Origin of the sequence: Paenibacillus sp. tmac-D7 (assembly GCF_006519665.1) — a bacterium.
In the GTDB taxonomy this organism is placed as follows: Bacteria; Bacillota; Bacilli; order Paenibacillales; family NBRC-103111; genus Paenibacillus_G; species Paenibacillus_G validus.
In genome coordinates, this window is sequence record NZ_VIDW01000020.1 from 22628 (window position 1) to 35494 (window position 12867).

At 50.4% G+C, this 12867-nt stretch carries 11 protein-coding genes; all 11 read left to right on the plus strand.

What is annotated here, in order from left to right; genetic code table 11:
- Nucleotides 1-25: 25 nt before the first annotated feature.
- The 11 genes from FKP33_RS14975 (at nucleotide 26) to nikB (ending at nucleotide 12862) form a co-directional block, all read left to right on the plus strand.
- On the plus strand, nucleotides 26-1435 hold the full coding sequence (locus FKP33_RS14975; RefSeq protein ID WP_181410158.1) for a response regulator transcription factor: 1410 nt from the start codon (nucleotides 26-28) through the stop codon (nucleotides 1433-1435).
- Between the two features lie 21 nt (nucleotides 1436-1456).
- Entirely contained in the window at nucleotides 1457-2752 is a 1296-nt protein-coding gene (locus tag FKP33_RS14980; protein ID WP_127604828.1) for an MFS transporter, read from the plus strand.
- Between the two features lie 217 nt (nucleotides 2753-2969).
- Nucleotides 2970-4343 (plus strand): ethanolamine permease, encoded by a 1374-nt coding sequence (gene eat / locus FKP33_RS14985; RefSeq protein ID WP_127604826.1) that lies wholly within the window; start codon nucleotides 2970-2972, stop codon nucleotides 4341-4343.
- A 201-nt stretch (nucleotides 4344-4544) separates the two neighbouring features.
- On the plus strand, nucleotides 4545-5180 hold the full coding sequence (locus FKP33_RS14990) for a GntR family transcriptional regulator (RefSeq protein WP_127604824.1): 636 nt from the start codon (nucleotides 4545-4547) through the stop codon (nucleotides 5178-5180).
- Nucleotides 5181-5191: 11 nt separating this feature from the next.
- Nucleotides 5192-5950, plus strand: coding sequence for a creatininase family protein (locus tag FKP33_RS14995; protein WP_196426893.1), 759 nt, complete (start codon nucleotides 5192-5194; stop codon nucleotides 5948-5950).
- Between the two features lie 44 nt (nucleotides 5951-5994).
- Nucleotides 5995-6828 carry an alpha/beta hydrolase family protein gene (locus FKP33_RS15000; protein WP_155614600.1) on the plus strand — a complete coding sequence of 278 codons (834 nt, stop codon included), beginning with the start codon at nucleotides 5995-5997 and terminating at the stop codon, nucleotides 6826-6828.
- Between the two features lie 25 nt (nucleotides 6829-6853).
- Complete coding sequence (locus FKP33_RS15005) at nucleotides 6854-7960, plus strand: C45 family autoproteolytic acyltransferase/hydrolase (RefSeq protein ID WP_141335608.1); 1107 nt, start codon at nucleotides 6854-6856, stop codon at nucleotides 7958-7960.
- Nucleotides 7961-8001: 41 nt separating this feature from the next.
- Nucleotides 8002-8832, plus strand: coding sequence for a carbon-nitrogen hydrolase family protein (locus FKP33_RS15010; RefSeq protein ID WP_054796405.1), 831 nt, complete (start codon nucleotides 8002-8004; stop codon nucleotides 8830-8832).
- A 45-nt stretch (nucleotides 8833-8877) separates the two neighbouring features.
- Nucleotides 8878-10116, plus strand: a complete 1239-nt coding sequence (dpaL, locus tag FKP33_RS15015) for a diaminopropionate ammonia-lyase (protein WP_219996652.1) — start codon at nucleotides 8878-8880, stop codon at nucleotides 10114-10116.
- A gap of 201 nt (nucleotides 10117-10317) precedes the next feature.
- A complete protein-coding gene (locus tag FKP33_RS15020) occupies nucleotides 10318-11910 on the plus strand; it encodes a glutathione ABC transporter substrate-binding protein (protein ID WP_141335609.1) in 1593 nt (530 codons plus the stop codon).
- Between the two features lie 28 nt (nucleotides 11911-11938).
- Nucleotides 11939-12862: a nickel ABC transporter permease gene (gene nikB / locus FKP33_RS15025; protein WP_141335610.1), complete on the plus strand. Its 924-nt coding sequence runs from the start codon at nucleotides 11939-11941 to the stop codon at nucleotides 12860-12862.
- Nucleotides 12863-12867: the final 5 nt, after the last annotated feature.

A 12867-nucleotide genomic window follows, 5' to 3' on the forward strand; every position in this document is an offset into this window, starting at 1 on the left:
CGATACGATGAAGGAAGTGATTCATGTGCTGCAATTGTTAACAGTCGAAGATGAACCATGGATCAGCAAAGGCATTGAGAAAATGCTCCCTTGGCATCAATATGACATTCAATTGATCGGCCATGCCAAGAACGGCGAAATGGCCCTGGACCTCATGAAGCTGAATAAACCGGATATCATTATTACGGACATCAAAATGCCGGTCATGGACGGTCTCTCGATGATCGAGCGTCTTTCCGGGGATGTCGCCTTCGATTCGAAAGTGATTATTATCTCCGGCTACAACGATTTCGAATATGCGAAAAAAGCGATTAAATACGGGGTCTCCAATTTCATATTGAAGCCGATCGATCCGGAAGAGCTGAAATCGACGATCGAAAGCGTCGTCTCCCAAATTCATAAAGAGAAGCGGGAGCAGGAAAACGTCAGCTCGATCCGTTTGAAAAACTATATGTACGAACGCATCACCCACCAAGAGAAGCCTGCGGATGACGAAATCGTTTTTCCGAAAAAATATTATTGCTTTATTTTCTCCCTGACCGAAATTCCGGAAGCCGAGATGAAACAAAGCGGCTACAGCTTTTCGCTCAGGATGGGAAGACAAATCGTCTATGTGGTATTTGGGGATACACCTGAGGGATTGACTAAGCTGGCTAGGACAACCGTTACGAATTTGCGTGACCGTTACGCTTGCGGAATGAGCCAGGTGCACACAAGTGACGATCTTTCCGTAGAGAAGGCATACAAAGAAGCGATCCAGGATATGAAATATGGGAGCGGGGAAGAAAACCGGAAGCCATCTCCTGCCTATTTAACCGTCGAAGACGAGAGTAGACTGCTTTCCGCTTTGAAGAAGGGAGAGAAGAAGTTATTTACGCAGCAGTTGAACGAATTATTGGACCGTGACCAGACCTTGGAAGCGCATTTGTTCATCTTGTTTCAGCTTTATGTTGAAATCTCCAAGTATTTCAGGGTGTATAACGAGTTGAACGACAACGTTTCGTGGCTGCTTGAATGGAAGACCGTCAGCGCTTGGGGGGATTTGTACCGGTGGAAAGCGACCTTCTTCAATCCGTTAATCGAATTTATCCTGAATAGATGGGACAAGCAATCTAAGGATTATGCGCTGCAGGCGAAAATTTTCGTCGAACAGCATTACGGCAATTCGTCGCTGTCGCTGGACATGGTGGCGGAATATTTGGAATTATCCCCCTCTTACCTCAGCCTGTTGTTCAAGAACGAAACAGGAATCAATTTCACCTCCTACATCGCGAAGAAAAGAATCAAAGAAGCCCAGACGCTGCTTGCCCGAACGAAGCTGAATCTGATCGAAATCAGCAGGGCGGTCGGATTTAACGATGTGAAATACTTTATTAAGGTGTTCAAGAAGGAACTGTCATTGACGCCTATTCAATATAGAGAAATCCATAGGTGAGACAAATGATTGGAGGTCAAGATGAAACATAACTCTCGTGCCTACAGTTCTTTTGTGACGGTCATCGCATTCTTGGGATGGAGCATCTCCGCGATGGACGCCTCTTTATTTTTCTTTGTTGCGCCGGAGATTATGGATGAGTTCGATTTTTCCTTGTCGGATTTCGGCATCATTGTAGCCGGGGGATTCCTCATTGCGATCTTGTTCAACCTAATTGTCGGCCCGCTCATGGATTATTTAGGAAGAAAAATCGTCTTTCAATGGATTTTATTGCTGATGACGATAGGAACGTTCTTAACCGGCTTATCCTGGAATTTCGAATCGTTGAGCCTGTTTCGAATTTTGGCTACCGGAAGCGCATTCGCCGAGTATGCCGTGGGAGCGACCATATTGATTGAGTCCGTATCCGCCAAAAACCGCGGTTGGATCGTCGGCTTTATGGCGGCCGGCTGGCCTGCGGGCACGGCAGTGTCCATCCTGCTTTCGTTATACATCGTTCCTTCGCTTGGGTGGCGCAGCGCCTTCTTCATTGCGGCTATCCCTGCCTTCCTGATCATCATTATTCGCATGTACATCAAGGAGCCGGGAAGATCCATGGATCTGTTCAAGTTCAGGCAAACAACCAAAACGCTCGGAACGGACTCCAGGCAATATGAAATCATTCCGACCGATTTCAAAATAAATAAGGAAGAAGCCATCAAATTCACGTATTTGCAGTTGACCAAGGGGGAGCTGTTAAAAAATACGATTTTTATATGGATCTATATGAATTTTGTGGTGATTGCTTACGGTTTGTTGATCTGGTTTGCTCCCTATTGGATGAGCCATGCCTATCAACTGAGCTGGTACGAGGCGACATGGGCCGTTGGAGCTGGCAGCCTGATCAGCATATTGGGCTTTATTTGCTGCGGATGGCTCAGCGGAATTATCGGAATCCGGTATGTGAACACGCTCTTCATTATTTTATCCATCCCGCTCACCGTATGGATGACTTTCTATGCCGAAACCTACAGCACCTTTCTACCGGCCTACTTATTGTGGAGTTTCTTTGGCGCCGGGATCTGGGGAGTCATCCCGAGAATTTTCACGGAGGCCTTTCCTACAAGGGCCCGGGGTACAGGCTCTTCGATCAACTCGGCTTCCTGCTGGCTCGGGTGGGGGGTCGTCAGCTACTTTGCACCGCGCATTATCGAAGTCAACGGCTACAACAGCGCGATTGCCATTGCCGGAATCATTCTGCTGCCGTTAGCTTTGATTCCGCTCTGGATCATGAGGGAAATTCCTACTTCACGCGAGCTGGAGGACTATATATCCTGAATCATGAATGCTTATCTACAGCATATTTCATATTGACGGAAGAGGAGCAATCCTCTATAATTTACTTGTATACAACTAGTATTAAATCACGTATACAAGCATAACATACTCATTCATGAAGGAGGCTTGCCGATAGAAGCGGGAACGACATGACAAGGCTTTTGAAAATAACGGTTGTTATTTGAACAACCTGCAGCAGAAGGAGTGGGAACCTAACTTGCAATCCAGTAAGCAATTGGCAAAAACGTTGAAGCCGATTCATTTGTGGGCGATTACGGTTGGGATGGTCATCGCCGGGCAATATTTCGGTTGGAACTACGGCTTCAAGGAAGGAGGGATTATGGGCTTAGTGATCGCCTCGCTCCTCGTAACCGTGTTCTTTACTTGTTTCACGCTAAGCTATTCCGAATTGGCTACCTCGATTCCGGATGCCGGAGGCCCTTCAGCCTATGCCCGTCAAGCTATGGGCCCGTTAGGCGGCTATATAACCGGCATTGCCTGTTTGCTGGATTTCGTCTTTGCGCCGCCGGCGATTGCCGTATCGACAGGTGCGTATCTTCATTTTCTTATTCCGGCCGTCAATCCGATGTACGCCACGATAGGCATCTTTATTCTTTTCATTGTTATTAATTTGCAAGACATTAAAGGTGTAGCCGTGATCGAGCTTGTAGCGACCATTGCCGCTCTGATAGGACTCGCCGTGTTCTACGCGGCCGGCATTCCGCATGTGGAAACGGCGAACCTTTTTAACGAAAGCTCTTTTATCGGCGGAGGAACCGGCATTATGGCGGCGATTCCCTTTGCCATATGGTTTTTTCTTGCCGTTGAAGGGGGAGCCATGGCATCGGAGGAAATGCAAAATCCGCAAAAAAACATTCCGAAGGGATTAATATCGAGTATATTAACGTTAGCGGTCGCAACGATTCTTACGCTGATCGTAACCGCAGGATTAGGCGGGGGGATTGGAAACCCGGCCGATCATCCGCTGCCCCAAGCGCTCTCCGGGGTTTACGGGGAAGGCGCGCTCGTTGTCAAAGTAGTTGCTATCATTGGCCTGTTAGGCTTGGTTGCCAGCTTAAACGGCATCATCATAGGGTATTCCCGGCAAACCTATGCGCTGGCGAGAGCGGGTTATTTTCCGGCCTTCATGACCCGATTAAATGGTAACGGCGTGCCGGTATGGGCCTTAATCATCCCCGGGGTGATTGGAATCGTCTGCGCAGCCTCGGCTACCTATTCCGATGCCTTAATTATTTTATCTGTATTCGGCGCTGTTTTGATGTATTGCTTATGTATGATTTCGCTGTTTATTTTGCGCAGGAAGCATCCGCATTTGGACCGTCCTTACAAAGTGTCGTTTCCTTTTGTACCCGGGATCGCCTTACTGCTGGGGCTCGTGTTTTTGTTTTGCGTTATCCGTTACAGTGTGATGAAGCTGTCGCTGCCGATGTTCGGATCGGATATCCCGCTCTGGGCCGTGCTGCTGGTCATGTTTGCAGTCGCCTTTATCTACTACGGGTGGAGAGCGCGTAAACATAGGGGGCTGCTGTCGAATAAGCTGCTGGTGGGGGAGAACGCTTCCGTGAAATAAGGGATTGACGAACGGAACATGGAGCGAATATAATGTGGTTGTATACAACTTGTATATGAAAATCGCAAACCATGCTGCACAAAAAAGCACACCATGTAACAAGATCAGAACCATTCGACAAAGGAGGTCTTGACTCATGCATCATAACGGCTTATACTGCCATTGTATACAAGTCGTATGTAATCGAGGGTGTGGTTGATTATGAAAAAACGAGTTTTGCTTAAGGATACTGCCTATATAAAAATTAAAGAAAAAATTATGAGGGGAGATTTCCTGGACAGCAACTCCACCTCTGAAAATCAACTGGTCGAAGAACTGCAAATGAGCCGAACGCCGATTCGCGAGGCGCTGCACAAGCTTCAGCACGAAGGCTTGGTTAAGATCATTTCGAATCAGGGGATTGTTATCCAAGAGATGTCCGTGAAAGAAACCAACGATCTGTTTGATATGCGAAGTGCCATCGAGATCTATTCGCTGCGCAAAACGATACATTCGATCACTTCAGATGAAATCTCGCATCTCGAGCAAATTATCGAACAACAGAAACGGAGCAATGAAGAGAAAGACGTGGCCTCGTTTATTCGGCAAGACGTGGATTTCCATCAATATTTGCTGGAAATCGGAAATAACAGTTTGTTTATGCAAATGATGGGCAGCATTCGCGAAAGACTGTATTTTGACGTTAACCGTTGGCGCAGGGCCTATCCGGAATCGATCACGCGTTTGATCGAAGAGCATATCCGGATTGTCGAAGCGATTAAAGCCAAAGACAGCGAGCTTGCTGTTGCCGAGCTTGAGGCGCATTTGCAAAACGGGAAAATTACGTTCATTTCATGAGGAGGAACCTAATGAAACAGGTCAATTATATGAAAGAGATGAGCTGGAAAACGTTTGTCGAGCGGAAAAAAACGACCGATCTGGTCATCATTCCTTCAGGGGCGTTTGAAGTATACGGACCGCATTTACCGCTTGGAACGGATACGTTAGTCGCGAACAAAATTGCCGGTCTCGTTGCCGAGCGGGTAAATGCGATGATCGGACCAGTGCTGGAAGCAGGGGAGTCTTCCGAACTGGAAGACTTTCCGGGCACGATAACGATCAGCTCGGAAAGCTTCAAGCAATATTTATGGGATACATTGCGCAGCCTTGAGAAATGGGGCTTTAAAGATTTCTTGTTTGTCAACACGCATTTGGGCAATGTGCCTATTATTAATCAAATCGCATTTGAATTTCAGCGAACGCCCGGCATCCGCTGTGCACAAATCGACTATTGGAGATTTATTAAGGCGCACTGCGACGGCATTATCGAATCCGGCGAGCTGGCACACGCTCACGCCAGCGAAGCGGGAACGTCGGTTATGATGCATTTATATCCCGATCTGGTCGATGTGAGCCAGTGGGTAAACGAACCTCCAAAGTTTAACGACTTATTTCCCGACGTCATTACATACCCTCCATTCTCGGCCTTTACGAATTCGGGCACTATTGGAAACGCTACCATAGGAACGAAAGAGAAGGGCGAGGCGCTCGTCAACCGTTCCGTGGACCGCATTGTCCAGTTCCTTCAAGAAAGCTGGTATCCGGCTGAAGCCGCAGTCATTCGTTAATCTCATCACGAATTCCCGACACGGGACTTCAGGAGGTAGATAGCTTGAACCACTCTCCGAGAAAGCTTTCGCACTATGACTACGGCGCGTCGACGATGCATGCCTGCCAGTATGACAAGAGATTCTCTTACTGCACCTACATTCCTGCAAATTACGGCCAACCCCATCATGCCGCATACCGTCTAGCCGTAATCGTTCACGGTACGGGTCGAACCGCTCAACATTACAGAGATTTATTCGCAGATTTTGCGGAAGAAACAAATACGATCATTCTCGCTCCCTTGTTTCCCGCCGGAATTACCGAGCCGGGGGAGCTGGATTCCTACAAGTACGTGCATTTTGCGGGCATCCGTTTTGATCTTGCTTTGCTGTCTATGGTCGATGAAGTAGCGGGTAAATACGGGATCAACGCCGACCGCTTCCTGCTTCACGGCTTTTCCGGAGGCGGCCAGTTCGCCCATCGATTCTTTTATCTTCATGCAAACCGTTTGCTGGGTGTGTCTATCGGCGCTCCCGGGTACATCACCTACTTGGATACATCCAGACCTTGGCATGTAGGTACCGGCAATTTCGAGCAGTACTATGGCGTTCCCGTACAGCTTGAAGATATGCGGAACGTACCGGTTCAATTAATTATTGGCAGCGAAGATGTCGAAACCTGGGAAATTAATAACAAGGATGAGCCGCTCTGGATGGATGGGATCGATGCCGCCGGCTTAACCCGTCTGGAACGCATCAGAGCTTTGCGGGACAATTACGAGCGGGAAGGATTATCGGTTCAATACGATGAAGTCCCCGGAGTTCGTCATGAAGGGTTTAAACTGCTGTCTCCCGTAAAACGTTTTTTTTCAAACATTTTGACCCACCATTCGCGCTGACGAAAAATTGAAGGAGGAACAACGTATGGTTTCGCCTGACCAGGAATCATCCGGGGCCAGATCGTCCAGGACTTTTCCCTACTATCGCTTTCGGGGCAGCCACCGGCAGATCGGTCAGCAATACGGCGAGGCATGTGCCGGTCTGATCGAACGCCACCTCGAATTGGCACAGGAAAGGTTAAAAACGTGGGTTGAAGTTCCGACCCAGGAAGCCTTAATGGAAGCGGTTATGCATTATCGGACTTATGTGCAGCGTTATGCGCCGTATTTTGATGAAGAGATACAGGGGATTGCCGAAGGCGCGAATATTATGCTGGCTGAAGCCTATTTGCTGCAGCTGCGGGCCGAGATCTACCGCAATTTTCAACCCAACAATGAATGCACGACCTTCGCCGTCTCATCTCAGGCTACATCCAACGGCATCCCCTTGATCGGGCAAAATGCAGACCTTCCGCATTTTTATTCCGAAATTGGCGTGGTGGTCGAATTTGTGCCGGATGACCAGCCCGCTTGCTTAATGTTTGCACCGGCCGGTCAAGTTTCGTATATCGGGATTAACAACTTGGGCCTCGGGGTATTTGCCAACTTCCTCACTTGCGACGGATGGCGCTTCGGATTTCCGCGTTACATGCTGTCACGCTATGCGCTGACCTGCACCTCGACGGTCGAGGAAGCGATCCAAGCCGTGCGCAGCCTGCATCGGGCGTCGTCGAGAAATCTGATCATGATGGATCGATTCGGTCATGCGGCGGACCTGGAGACGATTCCGACTACGGATGCGTTACTGTTGCCGGACGATGGAATTCTGGTTCATTCCAACCATTTTATTGGGAGCGATTTGCAGAAGGAAGAGCGATTGAGCGGACACCAGCTGGTCAACTCGCGCATTCGCCAATCCCGGATGAAAGAGCTGCTGGTCGGCAGAAAAGGGGAGCTCAACGCAGACGTCATGCAGGATATTTTGCGCGATCGTCAAACCTACCCGCATACGCTGAGCGCGATGCCGGAAGATGACGGTACGGATAACATGACCGTCGCATCGGTCATTGCCGAACCGGGCGAAGGCAGATTATGGATCGCCGTCGGTCCCCCGCATCAATACAACTACAAAATGTATGCGTTCTCAAATTAAACAACGGCACTTATTACTTCATTTCGGAAAGGAAGCTTACCATGAGAAAAATTAAAGTTGCGACGGTACAAATGGACAGCCAGCACGATAAGGCATCCAACCTTCAGAAGGCCGAACGGCTCATTCGCGAAGCGGCGGGACAGGGAGCGCAATATGTCGCCCTGCCGGAATATTTCAATTTTGTCGGAACGGAAGAGCAGGAAGAAGCCAACGCGGAATATATTCCGGACGGCGAGACGGTACAGTTTTTGAGCAGGCTGTCCAAGGAACTGAACATCTGGCTCCATGGCGGAAGCATGTTGGAAAAGGTAAGGGGCGAAGTCAAATTCTATAATGCGACGGTACTGTTCAATCCGCAGGGGGAATTGGTAGGAAAATACCGCAAAATCCATTTGTTCGACGTCGAGATTGAGAGCGGACCTTCCTATCTGGAATCGCAAACCAAAGATTTCGGCAGAGAGGTCGTGGTCTGCGATACGGACTTCGCCAAGATCGGCCTTGCGATCTGCTACGATATCCGGTTCCCGGAGCTTTTCCGTCTGCAGTCGTTGAAAGGTGCGGAAATCCTGATGCTGCCTGCGGAATTTACGCTGTATACCGGCCGCGATCATTGGGAGACCTTGCTGCGCGCCCGTGCTATTGAGAACCAGGCCTATGTCATCGCCCCCGGACAAATCGGTAAAAAGCCGTCGTACCAAAGCTACGGCCGCTCCATGATCGTCGATCCGTGGGGGACGGTTATTGCAACGGCGGCCGACGCGGAGATGGTGACGGTAGCGGAAATCGACCTCGATTACGTCCAGCAAATCCGCAAGCAGGTTCCTTCCTTGAAAAACCGCCGGCCCGAAGTGTATTCGCTGCATCTTTCTTAGTTTGCGGGAAAATTCAGGATAACAGGATGCGGGAGGCGGAACCGATTGCGGCATGAACTTGTCAAGCCATCAGGGATAAAGTTTATTTGTAACGATGCCAGAAATCCGGATGCGAACGAGCTTCCACTTTGGCTTTCCGTTAACGAAAGTGTGAAAGCGCTTAATTTCCAAAAATCAATGAGCGGTTACGCCGTTACCCCGCTAATCGCTTTAAACCGCTTGGCCGAAGCTGTGGGAGTTGCCGGCATTGCGGTGAAAGACGAGTCTTACCGGCTCGGGTTGAACGCTTTCAAGGGTTTAGGCGTCACCTATGCGCTCGGAAACGTCATTTGCGGGAAATTAGGGATTTTCATCGAAGACACGACGTTCGACTATTTGAAATCGGCGGAAGTCAGGCATAAGCTCGGGGATCTTACCTTTACGACGGCTACCGACGGAAACCACGGACGCGCCGTAGCTTGGGTGGCCCGGCAATTCGGGCAACAGGCGGTCGTCTATTTGCCGAAGGGATCGGCCGCCAGAAGAGTGGAAGCCATCCGGGAGACGGGCGCTCAAGCCATTGTGACCGAATTCAACTACGACGATACGGTGCAATTGGCCAAGGAGAAGGCTGCGGAATACGGTTGGGAAATCGTTCAGGATACCGCCTGGGACGGGTATACTCGCATCCCCCAATGGATTATGCAGGGGTATACGACGATACTCGGGGAGGTCGGGGAGCAGATCCGCCATATGGAAATGCCTGAACCGACTCATATCGTTCTGCAAGCGGGCGTAGGCGGAATGGCCGGGGCGCTGCTTGGTTACTGGGCTAATTTATACGAAGGGAAACATCCGGTGACCCTCATCGTAGAGCCGGACAACGCCGCTTGCATCTTCCACTCCGCGTCGGTCGGGGACAGGGAGCCTCACCAGGTGTACGGCAGCTTGGAGACGATCATGGCGGGCTTGGCCTGCGGAGAGCCGAATCCGATAGCGTGGAGCATACTGCGGGACTTCGCGGACGCCTATGTCAGCTGCCCGGATTATGTGGCCGCCCGCGGCATGCGGATGTTGGCCAGTCCGCTGGAGGGCGATCAACGCGTGATCAGCGGGGAAAGCGGAGCGGTCGGTATAGGTTTATTATCCTTGCTGATGTCGGAACCGGAATTTAGCGGGATCCGAAGCAAGCTGAAGCTGGATCAGGACTCGGTCGTGCTGTTCATCAATACGGAAGGGGATACGGATCCGGTTCTGTACAGGCAGATTGTATGGGACGGCAAGTATCCGATGCCGCAGCGGTAGCGGAGGATGACGGCAGATCCGTCTCAGGCCGTGCCGGTAACCGGCCTGTGCGAGCCGGATAAAGACAAAGGCTGGAAGGCGCCTTTGTTTTACCTCCGGCCTTACAGGAAGGCGAGGCAAGTATAGCGGCACGGTCTGCCGTTCAGGGAATGCTGCAAGCGAAAGATTAGGCGGTATTATTAAAAAGGAGCGTGTACACTTATGCAAGCAAAAAAGGGCTGGATCGTTGTTTTAACTTGCATGCTGGTCGTTAGCCTTGTGGGGGCAGGCTGTTCGAAGCCGGCTCAGACGCAGAAGGATGCGGGCGCCGACAGCAAAGCAGCCGCCAGTAAGCCTACCGAGCTTGTTGTCGCTCAGGCGGCCAATCCGACGACCATGGATCCGCATGACGCTCAGGATACCTTGTCGCACTCGATTATGAAATCCATGTACGAAGGACTTCTCGGCTTCGATAAAGATATGAAGGTTGTGCCGGTCCTCGCAGAGTCTTTACCGGAACTGGGCAGCGATGCCAAATCGGCAACCTTTAAATTAAGAAAAGGCGTTAAGTTTCACGACGGGGAAGAGTTCAACGCGGAAGCGGTCAAAGCCAACCTGGACCGGATTAAAAATCCGGATAACAAGCTGAAACGCGCCTCGCTGTTCCAGGTCGTGGAGAAAGTGGAAGTGATCGATCCTTACACGGTCAAATTCGTTCTGAATCAGCCGTTCGCGGCTATTACCCAAACGTTCGCCCATCCCGCCTCGATGATGATTTCTCCGAAATCGATTAAGGAGAATAACAAGGAAGTGCAGCGCAAGCCCGTAGGCACAGGCCCTTACCAATTCGTCGAATGGAAGGACGCCGATCATGTGACGATCAAGAAATTCGACGGATACTGGGATAAAGCGAACACCGCGAAAGTGGATAAAATTGTGTTCAAGCCGGTAACCGAAGCTTCGTCCCGTACGTCCATGCTGAAAACCGGCGAAGTTCAATTCGTTTATCCGTTGTCTGCCGACCAAGTGGACAGCGTGAAGAACGACAACAATATTGTCGTGAACAAAGCGCCTTCCATACTTGAGTTCTATGTCGTGTTTAATATGACGAAGAAACCGTTCGACAATAAAAAGGTGCGTCAAGCCTTGAACTATGCGATTGATAAAAATACGCTGATCAAAGTGGTGTACAAAGGGTTTGGGACACCGGCGGAATCCATCATCGCGCCGAATGTATGGGGCTTCCAGAAACAGCAAATGTACGATTACAATCGCGAGAAAGCAAAGAGTCTTCTGAGCGAAGCCGGTTTTCCTAACGGATTTGAGACAACCTTATGGGTTGTGAATGCCAGCGAAACGGTGAAAGCCGCGGAATTTATTCAACAGCAATGGAAAGAAGTCGGGGTAAAAGTCAACATTCAGCAGATGGAGAAGGGCACCTTGCTCAACCAGTTGTACGTGAAGCCGGAAGAGAGCAAAATGCAGACGTACATGGGCAGCTGGTCTCCGTCCACAGGCGAAGCCGATTGGGGTATCCGTCCGCTGCTGACCAAGGCCCAGTTCCCGCCGGCCGGCTACAATACGGGATTTTATGTGAACGAAGAGGCGGAAAAATTAATCGAAAACGGGCTGCGCTTAACGACCGACAAAGAACGTCTTGAAGCGTACGCGAATGTGCAAAAGTTAGTTGTAGAAGAAGCTCCATGGGGTTTCCTCTACGTGACCGACATTATTTCAGGTAAAAGAAGCAACTTGAATAATGCCTTTGTCCTTCCTGACGGCTCGCTTGATTTGAAGCGTGTTGAATTCAAATAGTGCAGATGCCGAATGAGGAGGAGTGGTCATGCTTATCTATATATGCAGACGTTTGGCTGCGATGCTTCCGATCCTGCTGATCGTCTCGATCGTCATCTTTTTCTTCATTCATCTCATTCCCGGTGATCCGGCCCGCATTGTTGCGGGTCCGGACGCATCGGTGCAGGATGTGGAGAACACCCGCGCGAAGCTCGGTCTGGATCAGCCGCTTTACGTACAATTCGCTAACTTCTTTATCAACGCTTTACAAGGAAACTTCGGCGTTTCCTTCCGGACGCAAGAGCCCGTCCACACCATGATTGTCGAACGTTTCTCGGCAACGCTCGCGCTGACCATGTACAGCATGGTGTGGGCGATATGCGCAGGATTGTTGTTTGGGGTCATCGCGGCCACACACAGGGGCAAATGGCAGGATCGGTTAGCGATGATAGCGGCGATCACGGGAATCTCGATGCCTTCGTTTTGGCTGGGGATTTTGCTTGTCGAGCTTTTCGCCGTTCAGCTCGGCTGGCTGCCTTCAGGAGGAAGCGGATCGTTTCAGCATGTGATTTTGCCGGCCATCACGCTGGGCTCCGGGGTCGCAGCCGTCATTGCACGATTCACCCGCACAAGTCTGCTTGAAAGCTTGAGGGAGGATTACGTCAGGACGGCGAGGGCCAAAGGGGCGAGAGAAGCTGTGGTCGTCTGGTCGCACGCGCTGCGCAATGGACTGATACCGGTTGTCACGATGACCGGACTTCAGTTCGGTTTTTTGCTTGGCGGTTCCGTGGTCGTCGAAGCGGTGTTCTCCTGGCCGGGGATGGGGCGGCTGTTGATCGATGCCGTCAATTTCCGCGATTACCCCGTCATCCAGGCGGAGCTGCTGCTTTTTGCCTTGGAGTTTATGCTCATTAATTTGTTCGTCGATATTCTTTATGCCACTTTGAACCCGCAAATTCGACTCGTTCGATAGGAGGG

Bases quoted from the DNA above. Each gene is read 5' to 3' on its own strand.
- FKP33_RS14980 (WP_127604828.1), top strand. From the start codon at position 1,457: ATGAAACATAACTCTCGTGCCTACAGTTCTTTTGTGACGGTCATCGCA.
- FKP33_RS14990 (WP_127604824.1), top strand. From the start codon at position 4,545: ATGAAAAAACGAGTTTTGCTTAAGGATACTGCCTATATAAAAATTAAA.
- FKP33_RS14995 (WP_196426893.1), top strand. From the start codon at position 5,192: ATGAAACAGGTCAATTATATGAAAGAGATGAGCTGGAAAACGTTTGTC.
- FKP33_RS15005 (WP_141335608.1), top strand. From the start codon at position 6,854: ATGGTTTCGCCTGACCAGGAATCATCCGGGGCCAGATCGTCCAGGACT.
- FKP33_RS15010 (WP_054796405.1), top strand. From the start codon at position 8,002: ATGAGAAAAATTAAAGTTGCGACGGTACAAATGGACAGCCAGCACGAT.
- FKP33_RS15020 (WP_141335609.1), top strand. From the start codon at position 10,318: ATGCAAGCAAAAAAGGGCTGGATCGTTGTTTTAACTTGCATGCTGGTC.
- nikB (WP_141335610.1), top strand. From the start codon at position 11,939: ATGCTTATCTATATATGCAGACGTTTGGCTGCGATGCTTCCGATCCTG.